Source organism: Cerasicoccus sp. TK19100 (genome assembly GCF_027257155.1).
GTDB lineage: Bacteria > Verrucomicrobiota > Verrucomicrobiia > Opitutales > Cerasicoccaceae > Cerasicoccus > Cerasicoccus fimbriatus.
In genome coordinates, this window is record NZ_JAPWDU010000005.1 from 309,946 (window position 1) to 329,184 (window position 19,239).

Here is a 19,239-nt window from a genome sequence, read left to right on the forward strand (position 1 = left end):
ACGATTCTCTCTGCCGGATTTGATATACTGATAGCCATGATTACCTACTCTAACCCTCGCCTTACCTCCGAAGAGGTTGATCACTACAAGCGGGAGGGCTACGTCATTCCGAAACTCAAGGTCTTTTCGGATGAAAAGTTTTCCGCTCTATCGGCTTATTTTGATGATAAACTCGCTGACTGGCCGAAAGATGAACGCCCGGAGCAAATGGATACGCCGCATTTTGCTGACCCAAAGCTAAACGAGTGGGCGCTGGCTCCTGAAGTGGTTGACTTGGTTGAGCCGTTGCTCGGGCCAGATATCATTCTCTTTTCCACCCATTTTATTTGTAAGCCACAAGGGGATGGTCGGCGAGTGCCATGGCATGAAGACAGCGCATACTGGCGGCGTATGTTGAACCCGATGGAGGTCGCGACAGTTTGGTTGGCCATAGATCCCTCCACAGTGAAAAACGGGTGTATGTATGTAATACCGCAAACGCACAACACCGGACAAAAGGGTTTCTCGGAATATGAGGGCGTCGATACGAGTAAGAGCGTCTTTGATTCTGAAATCGTGAAGCGCCACCGAAAAGACGAGCTGGCTGTGCCATGCGAGTTGGAGCGTAATCAGTGCTCACTTCATGATGCACGGACACAACATGGCAGCCCACCAAACACTTCTGATATGCGCCGATGTGGTTGGACGCTGCGATTCATCCCCGCAGCGACCAAGCTAAGCGAAGATTATCATGACCGGCACCTTATGTACCTTGCCCGAGGTAAGAATGTGCTGAACCAGCCTCTGGCCGATCCAACCAAGAGCTATTCGCACATTAATGAACTTCGTCGCAAGCTTGGCGTGAAGGCACACTGATGGATCTAATCTTCGCTAAATCCAAGTGGGAAATGTGGGATGCCCCCTTGGATGATTTCCTGCGGCGGGCGAAGGCGGATGCCTTTGATGCAGTGGAAATTTTCTTGCCAGCCCAGCCAGAGTCAGCATCGGAAATCGCCCAGCAAGTGGCCGACGAAGGGTTGCTGTTGATCGCCCAGATAACAACTGAAGGAAACTCTGTTTCGGAACATTTGGATACATTACGCGAGCGTTTTTCCTTTGCGATTGAAACTAGCCCACTCTTCGTAAACAGCCATTCCGGATGTGACGTCTTTAGCTTCGATGAAAACTGCGAAATATTTCAACTTGCCAGTTCTTTGGCTGAGGAGGCTAATGTCTTAATTACGCATGAAACGCATCGTGGCCGCCCATTAAACAATGGCCCGGAAACGAGACGCTACCTCGAAACCATCCCGCAGCTGAGGCTTAATGCGGATTTTTCACACTGGTTCTGCGTTCACGAGAGTGATTTGCGCAATCAAGAAGAGAATGTTGAAATGGCAGTTCAGCGATCTTCGCACGTTCATGCGCGCGTCGGATTTTCAGAGGGGCCTCAGGTTCCAGACCCATTGTCTCCTTTGTATGCTGAGTGGACTGATCGACATGTTGAGCTTTGGAAAAGAATATTGCGTGCACGACATATGGCCGGCGATGCTTATATAACAATAACGCCGGAGTTTGGCCCGCCTCCGTATATGCCTGTTGAGCCTTTGTCTGGGCGGCCAATCGCCGATGCATGGGAAGTGAATGTAAGGTTTAAGGACTATTTGAAATCTGTATTACGTGTCATCGATATTGTAGTATGATGCTAAATGAAGATTAGTGCTAATATTTACAAGCGCTGATCATGAGTTGAATAATCAGTTAATCATTGGGGTGTGGTTGGAAGATGCCTTTGCTGCCTGTGCCTTCTGTGTTAACCATACTAGATTCGGATTGATTGGGTCTTTAGTTTTATAAAGTGCTTTTGTTCAGTTTGATGGCAAATTTACTTTTGCTGGATTAGCTGAGGATTTTTGTACTCATTATGCACCTGGTGCTTTGGATTCATGGTCAAATTGATTGTCTATTCAAAGCAATGGCCACAGATATTTAGAGAGATGAAGATAGTTTATTGCTCCAAATCATCAGAATCTATTCTCTGTGTGTAATCCCAACTGTATTGATTCGATATCTATAGGTCAGATGCGATAAGGTAGCTATTGCTAATTGCTATAAGATAGGCTTAGCGGATATCGACGCAATCTCATCGCGAATGCTTTGTATGCATTCAATACTAACCCCCAATATTAATGAAACACTTGTATTTAAGAACAAGCGCCTCGTTGCTGTCTGCCCTGCTTTGTTTCTGCGGCAGTGCTATGGCAGTAGATTTCGTTGTGGACAATCTAGATTCTGCAGATGTCTCAACTACTGGCAGTTGGTCTAATTCAGGCTCCACTCCCGGCTACTATGGCGTGAATTATGCCCATGATAATAATTCCGCTAAAGGGCAGAAAACTTTTACTTTTACACCGGACATTCCGGCAACTGGCGATTATGAAATATCCCTTCGATGGACTTCATTCACGAATCGAGCCAGCAATGTTCCGGTTACCGTGACGCACGCGACCGGAGCGGACTCATTCATGGTTGATCAAACTGTTGCCGGCGGGCAGTGGGTTCCCCTGGGCACTTATTCATTTAATGCTGGAAGCACCGGTAGCGTCCTCATCGAAAACACTGGGACCAACGGCTACGTGATCGCTGATGCAATTCGTGTTTCCACGGCAGTTGCGCCTCCGGCCGGATTGGTCGCGAAGTGGGATTTCAATGAAGATGCTGGTGTTGTGGCATTTGATTCGGCAGGTATGCACGATGCGATGCTCAACGGAGACGCAGCATTTTCACCACGCGGCAAGCACTATGGAGCCGCAGTTTTAGACGGCGACGGAGATTGGATCGATGCTCTCGATAGCGATGATTTCGACGGTGCTGAGGCTACGCTTTCTTGTTGGTTCAGCCCCCGTGTGCTGGACGGGCAACCAAGAGGGATTCTTTCCAAGCGCCACAGTCACTCGCAGCAGCGGGCGGTGAGTGTTTTTATTTGGCAGAACAATGAACTGTTCATTGACATCGGCTCCGAACGCTTTGCGACGGGCTACATCGTAACCGAGGTGAATGTATGGCGTCACTTAGCAGTGGTATTCGACGGCTCTGCGCCAGAGGGGAGGTTGAAGCTTTACGTGGACGGCATGCTTGAATACGAGGGGCAGCCAATTGGTTCTGAGATTCCCGACACAACCGCCAACTTTCATATCGGCACGCTCAATGCGAACTATGGTGTATCATTTGATGGGTACATTGACGACGTTCGCATCTACAGTGAACCACTGGATGCCACTGAAATCGGTGAGATGATCGCCGAAACTTCCGTGCATACCAAGGTTCACCTCGATGCCAGTATGATCATTGACGAAACGTCGGCAACGAACATGGAGGCCATCGTCGATGAGCAAGCTTTGGTCGGCGATCCCGTATTTGATCTGCCCAATGCGAATGCTCCCTCTTCGGTGTATGAGGCGGTGGCCAATTGGTATTTTCCGCTGCATGCCATTATCGATCTAGGTGCAGAGTATGACATCAGTTATATTGCTTTTTATGACAGCAATAATTCCGGCGAAATTAAGATTTCCCATGGCGAGCCATTCAATTGGACTGAGCTTATCGTGGATAACCTGACCGCTTATCAACAGTGGAAAATATATCCCGTAAATATTACGACCCGATTTTTGCGCTACAGTGATTTTGTTGGAGTTGCGACGCCGGAGATCGTGGTTTATGGAACCCCGCATGGGACGGTGGAAAAGATCCCTGAACCTGTCTCGTACAGTCCACCTCCCTTTGAGGAATTCTTAGGCGTCAATGTCCACGGGTGGGATCCGTTGCACCGTTTGGAAGCATTTGGATTTATTCGTCAATATCGTGACTGGGAGTATTGCGAGGGGCATAATGGCTTTGCAAATTATCCCGGCTATCCGAATAACGAAAACTCATTTGCTCCGGCTTATACCGGCGTCAACTACGACAATATGTATAAGAACTATGTCACCGTCGGGTTGGACACAGTCATGACTGTGCAGGACTCGGTGCGCTGGTTGAACGCGAAACCTGGAGCGGTGAAGCCTATTCCAGATAATTCCGGCCGCCCGAGTGAAGTTGCATCATCCTACGTGGAGCATGCCGACCATATGTTTCAAACGGTTGCCCGTTATGGCAGCCAAGCGGTTGACGACAGCTTGTTGAAGCTCCGGTCGGACAATGTCCGCCACACTGGCTTGGACTACATCCGATATTATGAGAATTGGAACGAGCAAAACCAGTGGTGGAAAACCCGCCAAGAGTATTTCACACCTTACGAATACGCCGCGATGTCCAGCGCCGATGCGGACGGCCACCAGGGAACGATGGGCAACCATCTGGGTGTTTGGAATGCCGACCCGAATGCCCGGCATGTCATGGGCGGCATTGTAAAGATGGATATTGGTTACATCAAAGCCATGAAGCTGTGGTGTGATTACAATCGCATTGGCGGAGAGCTAGCCTGGGATGTTATCAACATTCACCACTACAGCAACGACCGCGAAGGTGAGCAGCATGTAAACGCGCAGGGTATTAGCCCGGAAGAGGACAACCTAGCTGAAAAGCTTCGTGTGTTCCGCGATTACTGTGACCGCTATATGCCCGGGGTTGAGCTATGGGTTTCAGAGTTCGGTTATGATACCGCGCAAACGTCACCACAGCATGCGCCGATCATCGGTACTTTCTCCGCCCAGGAAGTTCAGGCTCAGTGGAATGTACGCGCATTTCTCGCAATTGCTGCAGGGGGCGTCGACCGCGCCATGATTTACAGCCTATCTGATGTGAACTCTGCATCGACCGGACTGTATGGAACAACAGGATTAACGTCCGATCGCTGGTCTGGCTTTGTTCCTAAAATCTCATGGTGGTACCTCTACACGATGAAGAACCGTTTAAAGGGGCTTTATTTCGAAGCGGAGCAAGATTCCGGGAATGACGATGTGCGTATCTATCGCTTTAAGGACGGTAACGGCGTTACCAAAGCCTATGCGGTTTGGTGCCCGACTACGGATCAGGTCGAGGTCAATGGCTATTCTCTGGCGCTTCAGGGGACGCCCAATACCGCGCATTTGATCGAACTGCAGGAGGGAGACCCAGATGGCATCAAGACCCAGTTGAACATTAATAGCGGCAGTGTCACGTTAGACGTTTCTGAGCGTCCGGTATTCGTTATGATCGACTACGATGAGCCTGAGTTCGAGATGACTCAAAAGCTGGCTTTGACGCCCTCCATGGTCACTAATGAATCCGGCCTTGGCGATGCAACGCTTATGGTAGACGAGCAGGCGCTGTCTGGTGATCCGCGCGAGCGGGAAGATACCGACCCTGTCACGGGTTGGTCACCCGGTAGCAGTGCCGCAAGTGCTTACATCGACCTGGGGCAAGTCTACAGCATCGATCGTATTTATCTATACGATACTCAGAACACCGGATCGCTGAGCATTGAGATTGGTTCGCCGGGTAATTGGACAACCCTGACCCAATCCGAAATGAAAAGTTATAACTCCTGGAGTGAGTTCGTGTATGACGTCGATATTACGCAATCCCAGTACATTCGCATCACAAGAATCGGAGGCGCAAACTTCAATGAAATCGTGATTTACGGTAAGTAATCAATGACATCGTTTGCTTACTAAATTTCCTTGGCGGAATCTCTATCGGCGGAGGTTCCGCCATGCATTTCGATAGATTGCTCAAGCTCATGCTGGTTGATTACGACAGCTGTCCAGAGCTTGTTTTTGCATTTTTTTCTGGTCATTATAAATTTTAACTATAACGTTTTACTTGATTTGTCCTGAGTTTCTCGCTACGGCTCTCATCAGGAGAAATTAGAACCCTAGATGTCGAGAATCCTGGCTTAGCATGCGCGGTATACTCCGAGATGCTTTAAGGTCTGAATACTCGCATGCTTTTCTGAATTATGAAACATACCCAACTCTTATCCCTCGTTGCCAGTTGCTTAGGCTACATATCGCTAAGCGTCGCAGCGCCTGTTAATCCCAATCTTGAGCTCATTCAGGAGATTGATGTTTCGCAGTCTCCTGATTCTCCGGACCTTTTCAGGGAGTATCCGCAAGGTATCAGTGAGGTTGAGACTATCTTGGGGGAGCCTGTCCGCACGCTTCCCAGCGACGAGCCGGGAGTAAAATACTTCGGCTACCTGATCGGGGAGGGAAAAGGCCTGGAGGCAAATGGTAACTACATTCTTGAGGTAGTTTATCCGGAGGATGCACCGCGTTCTGCCATTCTGCTTAATCGCGGGAATGGTACGATGCGTGGGTTTTACACAGGCAACACTGTCGGGGACGCCATGTATCCTCGCTATGTTTACCAGTCCCCCGAGTCTTTAGAGATTCCGCTTTCCGGAAAGTTCGAGTCCGTGCAGATGCTCATGCGCTTGCAGGATCGGACCTCTGTGACGGGAGGCATTCGCAAGGCAGAGGTGCCGAATGTGGCGGACACCAAGCGCACCATGAAACCTGAAGATGGTTTCTGGGTTTATATTGCGCAGTTTGAGCCCGAGCAGGATCCACTTTCTCAAGGTGCTGCTGTTTCAAAAATTCGCTTATACAAAGCACCCGATTTTGAGAAGTTCGACTTGAAAATTAACTATCCTCCAGAGGATTTGCCACGACGGCATTTGTTTTTCCGCGAAGAAATGGCCGATGGCGTCATTGGCGGCCCACGTGAAGAATGGGGCTGGGTGGATGAAAAAGATTATTACCGTGGCAAAGCCGAGCTGATGCGTTTTCTGGGTATGAACACCATGGCAAAGGACCTTCTGGAATTCGGTGCGAATCAAGGCTGGGATTCTGCAAAATACGGTGGTGATGAATGGGTTTACCAAAACAAGTCTCCCAACCGATGGGTTGGCATACTCGAAATCGCGGATGAATATGACTTAAGCGTTCTGCCTTACTATGAGTATGCGGGTAGTAAAGGCATTAAGGGGCTTGGTTTTGAGCGTCGGGCCGAACCGCTTAAGGGCGACAATTACACGCACATTAAATTCACGGAAACGGCGCGGGCAGACCTGACAGATCCCGATACCTACGAAGACTTCCGCAAGATGCTGGAGCTGACCATTGTTGATCAAAAGGATAAAGCGGAAATTATCGGAGCTTGGTTGCGCCCGCGCTCCAGCCAGCTTCCCATCGGGTTTGCAGACTCGACCCGTAAGCGTTTTGCCGAAGAAACGGGTCGCGGTGAGGTGACCAGAGAAGAGCTCAGCAAGCGTGGTGAAACCTACGATGCCTACATCGAATGGTGGTATGGCAAGCGCGAGGAGTTCTTGTTGAAATTACGGGATTACCTCCGCAGTGAGGGAGTAAAAGGTGCTGATATTTTTTATACGGCAGACCCGACTGAGCCAGGTTGGATTCATCCCGAGGGTGGTGTCGCCGGCTTGGTCGCGGAAGACCCATCGGCTTGGGAAGGTGTCGATTTAAAGAAACCGCCCGTTCCCTTGCAAAAGACAATTGATGACCATTGGTCATACAAGGCGCTCACCAATGTGCGTAAAACCTGGGGCGAGTGGGAGCATGAGCATGCTAAGCCAGTCTACGATCCAGAGCGCTACAAGGACACGAATGGTGTTTACCCGACTTATTCGTTTAACCGCTTGTCATCAGTTTCGGATCCGATGGCACTTGAGGCTTTCGAGACGGAGTCAGGAATGGTCATGATTCGCCACTATGGCCTCAACGAAGATATGTTGCGGGTGCCAAAGGGCAAGGATGGGAAAGACTTGGATCCGGTGGGTTACTTTGCTGGTGATATGGAACGCGTAGGACCGCACATTATGCTACCGGAAGTGAATGCCATGGCTAATGGAAACCCTACAGCCATCGGCTATCTAACATCGAATAACTTCAATCGTTTATCGCCGGCTTATGTCCGTCGTTTCAATGCAGCCTATCTTGCGTTGCCGGCGCTTCCTTCAAAGGTGGTTCCCGGCGCTGCTTCGAATGAGCAGGTCGTAGTTCGCCGAATTGATGCTGGAAAGCATGGTGCCTATTATGCCGTCGTGAACCCGGGCTACACTGCGGTTGGCGAGGTCACGGTCACGCTGCCCGATCAAGGCCGAGTCACGAATGCGGCGACTGGTGAAGTCCTGCAGCCATCCGCGACAGGCGACATTCGGCTTAATCTGGATGCATGCCAATTGGTCGCCCTGAGGGTCGAGTAAGAGGCGTCTACATCACTCATATTAGTTATTAAAAAGCCCCGCAGAATATGCGGGGCTTTTTGATAAATACACTTTGCCGATCAGTCCTTTGAAATTGTCAATCGGACTAGATCGCGTGCTTGGATGTCTAAACGGGCTTGATCAAGGAGAGCAAGTCTTCGAGCTTTCCTTCGGCCAAAGCCACGACGGTATCTGCTGCGCCGTAATACATCTTTACCATGCCATTTTCTTCAGCGATGAAGCCGCCGGGGAAAATGACTGAACCGCGGAAACCTTCAGTTTCATACGGTGCTTCTGAAGCTAGTAACGGCTGCTCGCTGATACCGATTACCTTCGATGGGTTCTTGAGGTCGAGTAACATGAGACCCGCGACATATTCCTTATGCCAGGTGCGGTTGGTGGCCCAGGTCCCGAGGTCTTTGTCCGGGTGGCTTAGGACGGCGTGAAAGGTGGTTAGCCAGCCTTTCTCGGTTTTAATCGGCGGTGCGCCGGGGCCGATCTTGGCGTTGCCAAAAGAAACTTCTTCAGCGCGAAGGAGGAGCTTATGGTTGCCCCAGTACTTGCCATCTTCGGAATCGCTGATCCAGATATCGAACGACTCGCGCCCTCCGCGAAGGTAGAGCGGGAATGGTCGGTCTAGGCGCACTAGCTTTCCGTTTACGCGCTCGGGGAACATCACCATATTGCGGTTTTCCGGCAGGGAGATGTGCAGTAGTTCCCAATCGCGCAAGTTTTCGCTGCGGGCAATGCCGCCACGGATGCCGTGCTTGGTGTCGAGGGCGAAGCATAGATAGGCCATGTCTTCGATGACCGTGATTCGCGGGTCATATATTCTGGCCAGCTCGTCTTCATCCATACGCTCATCGTATTCGGCTTTCAGCCATTCGCGCATTTTTGCCATGTTGAAGACTGGCTCTTTATCGACTGTCCAGTTGACGCCGTCGGCGCTACGAGCAAGGCCGACTCGGGTTTGATAGCAATCAGGGGCTTCTTTGGCTCCGCTGTCCGTGCGGAAAAGCATGGCGTAGCCATCCTGCCATTTGCAGACGCCGGCATTAAACACAGACATACAGTCCCAGGGGATGTCAGGCGTATCCAAAACGGGATTCGATGCGTGGCGGGTGAGGGCTTGTTGGGTGGAGGTAATGCTCATGATGTTTACTTTGGTTCTAAAAATTTAATAGCCGTCACCGCCATACATCGGGCCGCGACAGGCTGCTGGGTTGACCTGCCTGAGGTGTTGGTAGTCGACATTGATGGGTAGCGTTACCAACTCACCGTTTTCTACCATGGGGCTTTCGTTTTGCCTCAGGTAGGTTGTCAGTTCTTGGCGAAGCTGTTTCTTGATTGGCTGCAAGTCGGCAACTTGCGCAAGGTTCTGGCGATCATCGAAATCGTCCGTGACGTTAAATAGGTGCTCAATGCCGCCTGCTGGGTAGTAAATGTATTTATAGCCTTGGCTGATGCTCATAGCACTCTCTGGCGTTTCGCCAAAGATGGTTTCGCGATTAATGGCATGTAATAGCGATTGGCCCTCTGCGTCGGCGTCTCTGTCGAGTCCGGCAAGCTCCAGGAACGTCGGGCAAATGTCGGCAGTGAGCGTTGGTGTGTCGTGACCGGCCATTGTTGTCCCCTCGCGCATCGACGGAGGCAGGCGCAGAATCAGAGGTACGCGGGCCGCGGATTCGAGGAAGCAATGTTTGGCGAAAATGCCATGGTCTCCGAGGCATTCTCCGTGGTCGGAGGTAAATGCGATAGCGGTGTCGCGATACAGGTTTTTGCTCTGCAGTGTGCCAATCAGTCGGCCAAGTTGGTAATCGATCTGAGATATCTGCCCGTAGTAGCGTCGCCTCGCCTCGAGGATCGCTTCGGGCTGCATGTAGTCGTATTTGCCACGAATGCGGCGCGCCTCAAAAGTGGCCGGATATTCAGACTCCCGCCAGTCTCCTTCAACGGGCGAGGGGATAGTGAAGTTATCATACATCCGGTCATAGGGAGGTGGCGGGTCGAACGGACTGTGCGGTGCTTCGAATATGATGAACAACATGAAGGGGCATTCCGGGTCTCTTTGGTCAAGAAATCGAATCGCCTGATCCATGATCCATGTCGTGTGGTAATAGCGTTCCTCGGTGGTCGCAGCGGTAGGGTAAACTTCATTGCCCCCCAAGCCATGGCTGCGGAACGTGCCTCGCTGCCCTTGCTCGTCCAGCCACCAGAGATAGTCGTCGGGATGGAGTGAGACGTGTTCGAATCCGTAGCGCGCGCGATGATTCGCGAAATGCATTTTGCCGATGGCTTTTGTCTGGTAGCCGGCCTCGCGTGTCAGTCGCGCAGGCAAGGTTTGGGCAGGATCAATTTCCGGCGCATTGTCTGGCTTAAAGTTTTTAACACAACGCAGTTGGGAGCCCGTCTTGCCGGTAAGCATGGTCATGCGCTGCGGCATGCAGAGCGGGCAATCGGCATAGGCATGGCGATAACTAACCCCCTCGCTGGCGAGTTGATTCAGGTGCGGGGTCATGACCGGATGCTGGTTCCGGTATAGGCCAAGGCAGTCGCCGCGCCATTGATCAGCGACCAGGTAAATCAAATTGGGTGTTTGAGGCATACGAGTATTCTCTGGTGATCTTAAAATGGCCACATTCAAAGCTGAATTAAATGCTAATGGATTGTTTGAAAGCTGGATAAACCTGTTGAAAATGAAGATTAATTAGGTATAAAAATAACAGTATTGAGATGGCCGATAATGCGACAGATTTATTTTTTTCCAATTGGCGCGAGTTGAATTCGCACCTGATCTGGGTTTATCGAGGACGACCGATTCGGAGTGTGGGACGGTTTGACGCCAAGCAACTCTCAGCATGGCTGATCATGCGGGGGACGTTGTCCATCGGTGAGAAGATACCTGAGACGATCGGTTCGGGAAATTGGGTTTTCGCTTCGCATAAAAATGTGTCCCGGGAGTTTTCCGACGACGCCGAAATTTTATCCGTGAAATTCGACATGCAGTGGCCGGATGGGTTGACCATGTTTGAGCATGAGCACGTGCTAACGGTTGCCTCATCCAAGTTTCCTGACCTCGAACGTGCGGCGCTTGCCATGCTTCGTTCCTCAAAACGGTGGCACTTGTCGGAGGGTAACATGATGCAGTTTCAGTCATTGTCGTTGCGCCAGTTCTTGCGTATGAACCAACTTTTCCAGGCGTGGCTGCTGGCATATGTGGGCTTTATGGAGCATGTCGGGCAACAACCGCGCTATTCGCGTCACGAGGATGCGCGAATGATGAAAGCGAAGGAACTGATCGACGCGCACCCACTTTCGGTGAGGCTTTCGCTGACGGGGCTGGCTAGCCGAATTGGCCTTAGCTTTGGGCATGCGGATACGCTCTTTCATGCAACCTTTGGTCAAACGATGCGTAGCTATTTCGATCTGCGGCGATACCTTGCGGCCCAGCATTGGTTGGAGCATTCGGGTAAGCCCATTAAGGAAATCGCTTATGAACTTGGCTTCAACGACTCGACAGCGTTCACGCATTGGTTTCGGAAAAAGTCGGGCTTTTCTCCCACGGCTTACCGGCGTGCAAAGGCTTAATTTAATATACTGTTTAATAGATTAACAGCTCGTGGCTTTGTCTTTTGCGAGAAGGTGAATCGGTATATTTCGATGCGGTAGTGAGTGACCACTCTGCTCTTTGCGGAGACTTGCTGCACGATACGTTGACCCTTTTACCCGATGAATTCTGAACAAGATAAGTCCTCTGGCATCGCTGCCTATTTGCAATTAAACGACCGGCAAAGTCTGTCACTGGATGGCCAGTGGGGCTTTTATGCTGACAACATGGGCGCATTCGGACTCAAGCGTAGTCGCAATATTTTCGAAGGGCTCAATCCTGTGGAAGAGGATCGCGCGGTCGAGTACGATGTGGATGCATTTGAGCAAATTAGTGTGCCGGGTGACTGGAATACGCAGAAGAAAGAATGGCTGCTTTTTGAAGGCTTCGGCTGGTATGCCCGACGACTGAAGTTTAATCAAAGAGAGCTCGAGGAGCTCAAAGGTCTGGGCCGCATTTTCCTGCGATTGGATGGCGTAAACTACGCAACGGAAGTTTGGTGGAACGGGGAGAAAGTGGGTGAGGTGGAGCTGCCGTTTCTACCGCTGTCCTTCGAGATCGAGCCGGATGCCTGCCAGGCTGAGAATCTGTTGGTTATACGTGTCGATGCCCGCCGCTTGCCACATCGCATCCCTTCTGAAAAGTATGACTGGTTTAACTACGGTGGCCTGATTCGCAGCGTACGGCTAGTCTCGACACCGCATGAATTTATCGCGCATGCCGGTTATCACGGCACGCGTATTCTCAGCCAGCAATCAGGTGAAGCCAGCGTTAACGGCACTTACGCCCTGCAATTTCAAGGCATCGCGAATGGCACGGATTACGAAGCTCGGATTACTCTGCCGGAGCTTAGTTATACTCAGACCGTTTCCCTGACTGGAGATGAACTGAACGTTGCGCTAGAGGGAATTGACGTGCAGCTTTGGCAGCCCGGGAAAGCACGGTTGTATGCTGCGGAAATCGAGTTGGTGAAGAATGGGACGGTCGTGGATAAGATCACCCAGCGCATCGGCTTCAAGGAGGTTACCTGGCGCGATGCAGAGCTATTCGTTAACGGCGATCCCATTTATTTAAAGGGCATTGCGCTGCACGAAGAGCGACTGGGCGAAGAGGGCGGCAAGCCGCGAGGCCTGGAAGATGTTCGCGCGTTAATCGACTTGGCGCAGGAAACCGGTTGTAACTACTTGCGGTTGGCGCATTACCCTTACGGTGAAGAATGGCTGCGCGAATGCGATGAGCGGGGCCTTTTGGTGTGGGATGAAATTCCGGTTTATTGGGAGATTACTTATGCCGATGCCCGCACTGAGGAAATCATTTACAACAGCGCGGTTCGCATGGTGGAGCTCAGCCGGGGGCACCCTTGCATTTTGTGTCATGCAATGGCGAATGAGACGTGGGAGCTACCAGAACGAAAACGGGTCATGGGGCGGGCATTTGATGCCATCAAAAAGCTCGATCCATCAATCCCAGCCACCGCAGCTTTCAATGCGCCTTACCGCGACAATGCATATGACGTTGAGTCGGTTGGTCATTCGATTTATGAGTTCGTGGATATCGTTGGGTTAAACGAATACGGTGGCTGGTATAACCCGCCCGTGAAGGAACTTCCCGATGCGCGTATCGTTGTTGGTAACAAGCCACTTCTGATCACCGAATTCGGTGCTGCGGGACCGGTTGGTGCAGATTACAATGCTGAGAAGCTGTGGAATTGCGAGAGTCAGAAGCGCATTTACGAAGAGCAACTTGCGCTGTTTGAGCGGACGGAAAAGCTTTCGGGGTGGACGCCTTGGGCGCTCAAAGACTTCCGTAGCACATTGCGCGCAAACGGTTTTCAAAGAGGATGGAATCGCAAAGGATTGGTTAGCCAATCGGGTGAGAAGAAGCCGGTTTTTGAAACGGTCAAAGCCGCTTTCGCCAAAGCTGAGGCAGCCCTAGCGAATCGCGGGTAATTGCTTTCTTTGCCGCGTTAAAAAAACGTCTGGTTACGCCCATGCATATCATTGACTGGCTGATTGTATTGATACCGCTTGTTGCGATTCTCGCATTATCGGTTTATTCGCGCAGGTATATCCGCGGTGTGGTTGATTTTCTGGCTGCTGGTCGTGTAGCTGGTCGCTACGTGATCTCGGTGGGGGATATGACGAGCACCCTGAGTATCGTGACGCTGGTGGCGCTCGTGGAAATGAAATACCAGACCGGCTATGGAATGGCCTTTTGGTATATCATGATCATGCCGGTTAGCATCATCATGGGCTTAACCGGCTATTGCGTTTATCGGTTTCGGGAAACCAAATCGTTGTCCATCGGGCAGTTTTTGGAAATGCGCTACAGCCGACGCTTGCGGGTGATTGCTGCCACGATCCGCACAGGCTCCGAGATGATGGCCAATGCCATTGGCCCGGCGATTGCGGCTAACTTTTTTATCTACTACCTCGGCCTGCCGCATGAGGTGACTATCCTCGGTATTCCGCTGCCGTGCTATGGAATCATTGTGACGCTGGTCCTGATCATGGCGATGATTGTAATCTGGCCGGGAGGGCGTGTTTCACTGCTGCTGACAGACTGTTTTCAAGGGCTGATTTGTTACCCGGTCTTTGTCATCATTACCGGTTATCTCTTGCTCAATGTCTCGTGGGGTAATGAAATTTCGCCAACGATGCTGGACCGTGTCGATGGGCAGAGTTTTCTGAATCCCATGGATGTTTCGGGCTTACGCGACTTTAACATCTTCGCCTTGTTTGTCCACGTGGTCAGTATGGTCCTAAACCGCGCTAGTTGGATTGGCAACGACACCTCTGGCTCTGGACGCACGCCGCACGAACAAAAAATGGCGGGTTTGCTGGGGTCGTGGCGTGCGGGTTTGTCGACATTTATGGGGATCGCGATTGCGATCCTGATCATCACGGTGATGACGCATCGCAACTACGCGGAGCAAGCCCACGGCATTCGCACGAAGCTTTCCGAGACCATTGTGGGCGAAGTGGTGACCGATGAGGCCAAGCGTGCCGAGCTCAATGAGCGCATTGCCGCAATACCGGTGCAGCGCCATGTCATCGGTGAGGATCCGCCACTGTCGCAAAAGGAAAATCTCGATACCATTTACTTCGATACAGCGCAAGAAGTCCTGGGTGATAGCCCGGAGGCTAATCACCAGTTTCAGCGATACCGGACGCTGTTCTTTCAGATGATGATGCCAGTTGCGTTGAAGGAAATTTTTCCGATCGGTCTCACGGGGCTTTTCTGCTTGTTGATGATCATGCTGATGCTGTCGACGGATGACTCGCGCATCTTCAACTCTTCGTCGACTTTGGTGCAGGACATCATTTTACCGAATCTGAAAAAGGCTCCTAGCCCAAAGCAGCACTTGTTGTTACTGCGGGTTACCTCACTCGGCATGGCCGCGATTTTCTGGTGCTTTTCAATGCTGTTCGTGAATCTGGACTTCCTGAACATGTTCATCACGATCATGACCGCTATCTGGATGGGGGGCGCAGGCCCGATCATGGTCTTTGGTTTATATAGCCGTTTTGGCACAACTGCCGGTGCGTATGCGGCATTAATTTGTGGCAGCGGTTTTTCGATGTTTGGTCTCTTCCTGCAACGGAATTGGGCGGATTTGGTTTTCCCGTTTCTAGAGCAACAGGGCTGGGTTGATTCGCTTTCTTATTTCCTGGTGACGGTATCGACTCCATTGAATCCCTACATCAAATGGGAAATGAGCGCAGTGAAGCTGCCTATCAATTCCTATGAGCTTTATTTTATTTCCATCATCCTTGGCGTTAGCTCATACGTGATTGTTTCGATGCTTACTTGTCGCCAGCCCTACAATCTAGAGCGTTTGCTGCATCGCGGTAAATACAGCATCGATGGTAAGAAGCATATCGAGGTTTCCTGGGCACCGCGAAACATCGTCAAGAATTTGGTGGGCATTAACCCGGACTACACGAAGGGCGACCGCATTATTGCCTGGTCGGTTTTTTACTTCTCGATCGTTTACAAATTTGGCTTTTGCTTCCTGGTCGTCTTTGTCTGGAACCTGATTAGCCCCTGGCCGAACTCGTGGTGGAGCGCTTATTTCTTCATCACCTATATCCTTGTTGGCTTGCTAATTGGAGTGGTAACGACTGTCTGGTTTATGGTAGGCGGGATTATTGATGCCCGTCGCCTCTTCCGTGATTTGGCGAACCGCACGGATAACCCGCTGGACGATGGCCGTGTAGAGGGTGGTGTTTCTGTGATGGATAAGCAGGCGTTCGACGAGTCATCCGAGCAGAAAGATAAAGAATAAGGCCGGCATACCCGGAAATTAATTACCGGTAGCCAGCCTGATACTCGGCGTTGCGAGTCACTCGGTTTTAAGAATCACGCAGGCCTGGGCTCCCCGGAGGGAGAGTAGGTATCGGATGGAGTGATGATTTTTCCAGTCACGTCGAGCGGTCCGTTTAGAATTGGGTCGTTGGTGTCACGCATCCATTTGTCGAGGCGCTCGCGCATGTCGGCAAGAATCTCCTGGTGATCCGGCTCGGCAGCTAGGTTTCGAGCTTCCATTGGATCCAGGACCAAGTCGTATAGCTCCTCCGTCGCGGGTGGGTTTGCATCCCAATCATGGTCGCACAGGTAGCTTTTGCTCAGGCCATTATCGCAATTTGGCAGAATGACGTGACTTTGCGGATTCATGTGGCGAATATATTTCCAGCGCGACGTGCGCACCGAGCGCATGGGCTCGTAGGCCGCGTGAACATTGACCTCGGTAAATATCTGCTCATGGAGGGTGGCCTTCGGGTCTTGGGCTAATTTCTGCAATGGCTGACCACTGGTCCACTCCGGCGCTGCGAGGCCCAAGGCTTCACAAACGGTGGGAAAGATGTCCAAATGCGAGACCATGGCGTCGGTTACCTTGCCATCAGCAAATCCACCTGGGCCGCGAATAATGAGCATGACTTTGATACCGTGGTCGGTGAGGCGGCACTTCATGCCGGGGAAGGGGATGCCGTGATCGGTTGTTGCGATTAGCAGCGTGTTCTCGGCGAGGCCATTGCGGTCGATTGCCTCGATTACACGGCCGACGTAGGCATCAAAGGTGCGCACGCTAGCCATGTAATTGGCGTAGTCTTGCCGGGTTTCCTCGGTATCGGGCAAGTGGGCCGGTGGGCGGACATAGGCAGGGTTCGGGACTTCGAAGTCGGAGGGGAAGTCACCTTCACCAATTCGATGTGGAGGGAAATAGCCGATATCGAGAAAGAAGGGCTTGTCGTGCTCGCGGGCCAGAAAGTCTTCCGCAGCTTGGGTGACGCCATGGGAGTCATTGGAATATCGGCGGCGCGACTCGTTCGACTCATTGATCATAACTTGGTCAAGAATCTCATCATAGCCTATTTCATCGACCGAAGCGTAGGGCTCGTGGGCAATGTGCTGGACGCCGGAAAGGGCGGTGCGCCAGCCTTTTTCGCGCAGGAAATTGGGCAAGGTTCGGCTATAGTCATCGAGCCGAAAACCGCGATGTGCCAGGCCGAGCATTCCGTTCTCGTGTGCGGTTTGCCCGGTAAGGAGGCATGCGCGACTGGGGGAGCAGGTTGGGTTTACGCAAAAGGATTGGCGGAACATCATGCCGGACTCGGCCAGGCTCTGTAGATGTGGGGTTTGCACGGCATGGCCGTAAGGCTGAACGTAGGTTCCCGCGTCGTGGGCGTGGAGGTAGATCACGTTGAGATTTTTCATGCTTTTACAGGTTGGGGGCGGTTGGATTTTGCGCAACGAAACACGGATAGGCTGCGAATTTAAGCTATTATTCGCTTTCGCGGATTGGCAAAGCGTTTGTGTTGGATTTCTCGTTTAATAGATTAAGCTCTCTGGTGTTTGAGAAAGGGGGGTGATCAATGCAGGCTCATTTGGAAAGTCAGGTGGCTATCCTGGATAGATATTTTGCGCGCATTCAACCAATAAGGCAACTGCTGCGCATTTCGTTTAATCAATACGCTAATCATATATTATGAAACCTCGCATCTTGTTTCTGCCCCACGGTAATTTGCAATACAGCCAGCTGGATCCGGCTCGTCGCCCATGGGTCATTGATCAATCCTACGAACCGCTTTTTGATCTCGTCGAGAAAACCGGTGCCAAGATCGGCTTTGAGGCCTCGGGTGAAACGCTCAAGGTGATGGCGGATACACGCCCCAAAGTGCTAGCCAAGCTGAAGGCGTTGATGGATGCAGGTCTGGTTGAGGGGGTGGGTTCGCCTTTCACTCATATCATGCTGGCCAACCTCCCGCCCGAGATCGGTTTGGGTAGCTTAAAGGACGGTCTCAATGCCTGGGAAAAATATACCGGTCACCGTCCTCGCCTTGGTTGGAATCCCGAGTGTAGCTGGGCTGACTTTTTGCCAGACATTTTTCAAGAGGCTGGTTTTGACTCTCTGGTCATGGACGGCGATTCGTTCTTCCTGGGCTTCCCTGAAATTCGTGAAGCGACCGGCTTAGACTACGACGTACGCGGACACAGCAACAAGAGCAAGCTGTTCCGCATTGAGGATTTCATCAAGGACAAGCCGCAGTATCAGCGCTACCTGACGAATGTTTCGCAAACATCCTCCGGTCTGAAGCTCCTGTTCCGCGTGGATTTCTTTGCCAACCCCATGCTTTGGTATCTGATGGGCGCGACCGAGGGCAACCGCACCGAGCCAGTCTCTTTGGATGAGATTACCGGTTTGTTGGGACGCTGGAAAGACCGTGCTGAAGCCACAGGCAGCTTCGTGATTCCTTATGCGGAAGATGCCGAATACATTGGCACGAGCGCTTACTTTTACGTGAAGCAGTTCGGGCATGCGCGTTTCTTTGAGCACGAGCCCGAAAGTGTTGACCGTTTTGCAAGTCTGCTGGAGACCGCTACTGCCTGCGGTTATGAGTTTGCGACACCGTCGGAGCTAATCGACCAGAGCGAAGTCATTCAGCTGGATGACAAGCACTTTAAGTCAATTGAGCGGGGCAGTGCCTGGCATGGTGGTACCGCGCGCGCTTGGTTGAACACGCCACAAGCTCGAATTCTTGACCCCGTTTGTCATGCCGTATTCGAGGGCGTCGAGCGTTTGCGCGAGGCTGTTTCACACAACGAGGCTGCCGCAGAGTTTATTGAAAAGGCGCGCAAAGCCGTTACTTCGGCATTTGTGTCGGATTCGCGTTGGCCTCCCGCGCCAACTTCGCCTGGTCGTTTTAATGTTCGCGAAAGCATTGAAGACTTGAAGAAGGCCAACATCTATTTGGAAAAGGCCATGATTGCGGAAAGAATCGCAGATCAGCGTTCTCTTTATTCACCGAACATCATGCACACGCAAATCCTGTCCATTGAGGAAGAATTGATGGCGATGGAATATTTCGGCGAAGTGCCTGAGGAGATCGCGAGCAAGGAACCGACCGCGGTTTCGTAAATACTCATTTTGGGGGAACTCCGCAGT

General features: G+C 51.6%; 11 protein-coding genes. 8 read left to right on the forward strand and 3 right to left on the reverse strand.

Features of this window, described 5'->3' with window-relative positions:
- The first annotated feature begins 36 nt into the window (after window positions 1-36).
- The 4 genes from O3S85_RS13900 to O3S85_RS13915 all read left to right on the forward strand — a co-directional run bounded on the left by O3S85_RS13900 (window position 37) and on the right by O3S85_RS13915 (window position 8,185).
- Complete coding sequence (locus tag O3S85_RS13900) at window positions 37-855, forward strand: phytanoyl-CoA dioxygenase family protein (RefSeq protein ID WP_269541092.1); 819 nt, start codon at window positions 37-39, stop codon at window positions 853-855.
- On the forward strand, window positions 855-1,682 hold the full coding sequence (locus O3S85_RS13905) for a sugar phosphate isomerase/epimerase family protein (protein WP_269541094.1): 828 nt from the start codon (window positions 855-857) through the stop codon (window positions 1,680-1,682). Before O3S85_RS13900 ends, O3S85_RS13905 begins: the two co-directional genes overlap by 1 nt.
- Window positions 1,683-2,168: 486 nt before the next feature.
- Entirely contained in the window at window positions 2,169-5,609 is a 3,441-nt protein-coding gene (locus O3S85_RS13910; RefSeq protein WP_269541095.1) for a golvesin C-terminal-like domain-containing protein, read from the forward strand.
- A 308-nt stretch (window positions 5,610-5,917) separates the two neighbouring features.
- Entirely contained in the window at window positions 5,918-8,185 is a 2,268-nt protein-coding gene (locus O3S85_RS13915) for a hypothetical protein (RefSeq protein WP_269541096.1), read from the forward strand.
- Between the two features lie 127 nt (window positions 8,186-8,312).
- Here the strand turns inward: O3S85_RS13915 and O3S85_RS13920 are convergent, their stop codons facing one another.
- Together O3S85_RS13920 and O3S85_RS13925 are read right to left on the reverse strand one after the other, a co-directional pair.
- Window positions 8,313-9,338, reverse strand: a complete 1,026-nt coding sequence (locus O3S85_RS13920; protein WP_269541097.1) for a glycoside hydrolase family 130 protein — start codon at window positions 9,336-9,338, stop codon at window positions 8,313-8,315.
- 24 nt (window positions 9,339-9,362) lie between these two features.
- Window positions 9,363-10,790: a sulfatase-like hydrolase/transferase gene (locus O3S85_RS13925; RefSeq protein ID WP_269541099.1), complete on the reverse strand. Its 1,428-nt coding sequence runs from the start codon at window positions 10,788-10,790 to the stop codon at window positions 9,363-9,365.
- A 128-nt stretch (window positions 10,791-10,918) separates the two neighbouring features.
- Here O3S85_RS13925 and O3S85_RS13930 point away from each other — a divergent pair, with 128 nt between their 5' ends.
- The 3 genes from O3S85_RS13930 to O3S85_RS13940 all read left to right on the forward strand — a co-directional run bounded on the left by O3S85_RS13930 (window position 10,919) and on the right by O3S85_RS13940 (window position 16,080).
- A complete protein-coding gene (locus tag O3S85_RS13930; protein ID WP_269541100.1) occupies window positions 10,919-11,773 on the forward strand; it encodes a helix-turn-helix domain-containing protein in 855 nt (284 codons plus the stop codon).
- Between the two features lie 141 nt (window positions 11,774-11,914).
- Entirely contained in the window at window positions 11,915-13,741 is a 1,827-nt protein-coding gene (locus O3S85_RS13935; RefSeq protein ID WP_269541101.1) for a glycoside hydrolase family 2 protein, read from the forward strand.
- A gap of 41 nt (window positions 13,742-13,782) precedes the next feature.
- Entirely contained in the window at window positions 13,783-16,080 is a 2,298-nt protein-coding gene (locus O3S85_RS13940; RefSeq protein ID WP_269541103.1) for a sodium:solute symporter family protein, read from the forward strand.
- A 74-nt stretch (window positions 16,081-16,154) separates the two neighbouring features.
- On the opposite strand, the gene O3S85_RS13945 is transcribed toward O3S85_RS13940, so the two are convergent.
- On the reverse strand, window positions 16,155-17,510 hold the full coding sequence (locus O3S85_RS13945; protein ID WP_269541104.1) for a sulfatase family protein: 1,356 nt from the start codon (window positions 17,508-17,510) through the stop codon (window positions 16,155-16,157).
- Window positions 17,511-17,781: 271 nt separating this feature from the next.
- Here O3S85_RS13945 and O3S85_RS13950 point away from each other — a divergent pair, with 271 nt between their 5' ends.
- Window positions 17,782-19,212, forward strand: a complete 1,431-nt coding sequence (locus tag O3S85_RS13950) for a polysaccharide deacetylase family protein (RefSeq protein WP_269541105.1) — start codon at window positions 17,782-17,784, stop codon at window positions 19,210-19,212.
- The last annotated feature ends 27 nt before the right edge of the window (window positions 19,213-19,239 follow it).

What these genes read in the sequence shown, in the direction of transcription:
- O3S85_RS13915 (WP_269541096.1), top strand. Translation starts at nt 5,918, where the DNA reads ATGAAACATACCCAACTCTTATCCCTCGTTGCCAGTTGCTTAGGCTAC.
- O3S85_RS13940 (WP_269541103.1), top strand. Translation starts at nt 13,783, where the DNA reads ATGCATATCATTGACTGGCTGATTGTATTGATACCGCTTGTTGCGATT.
- O3S85_RS13950 (WP_269541105.1), top strand. Translation starts at nt 17,782, where the DNA reads ATGAAACCTCGCATCTTGTTTCTGCCCCACGGTAATTTGCAATACAGC.
- O3S85_RS13905 (WP_269541094.1), top strand. Translation starts at nt 855, where the DNA reads ATGGATCTAATCTTCGCTAAATCCAAGTGGGAAATGTGGGATGCCCCC.
- O3S85_RS13925 (WP_269541099.1), bottom strand. Translation starts at nt 10,790, where the DNA reads ATGCCTCAAACACCCAATTTGATTTACCTGGTCGCTGATCAATGGCGC.
- O3S85_RS13920 (WP_269541097.1), bottom strand. Translation starts at nt 9,338, where the DNA reads ATGAGCATTACCTCCACCCAACAAGCCCTCACCCGCCACGCATCGAAT.
- O3S85_RS13930 (WP_269541100.1), top strand. Translation starts at nt 10,919, where the DNA reads ATGGCCGATAATGCGACAGATTTATTTTTTTCCAATTGGCGCGAGTTG.
- O3S85_RS13945 (WP_269541104.1), bottom strand. Translation starts at nt 17,510, where the DNA reads ATGAAAAATCTCAACGTGATCTACCTCCACGCCCACGACGCGGGAACC.
- O3S85_RS13935 (WP_269541101.1), top strand. Translation starts at nt 11,915, where the DNA reads ATGAATTCTGAACAAGATAAGTCCTCTGGCATCGCTGCCTATTTGCAA.
- O3S85_RS13910 (WP_269541095.1), top strand. Translation starts at nt 2,169, where the DNA reads ATGAAACACTTGTATTTAAGAACAAGCGCCTCGTTGCTGTCTGCCCTG.
- O3S85_RS13900 (WP_269541092.1), top strand. Translation starts at nt 37, where the DNA reads ATGATTACCTACTCTAACCCTCGCCTTACCTCCGAAGAGGTTGATCAC.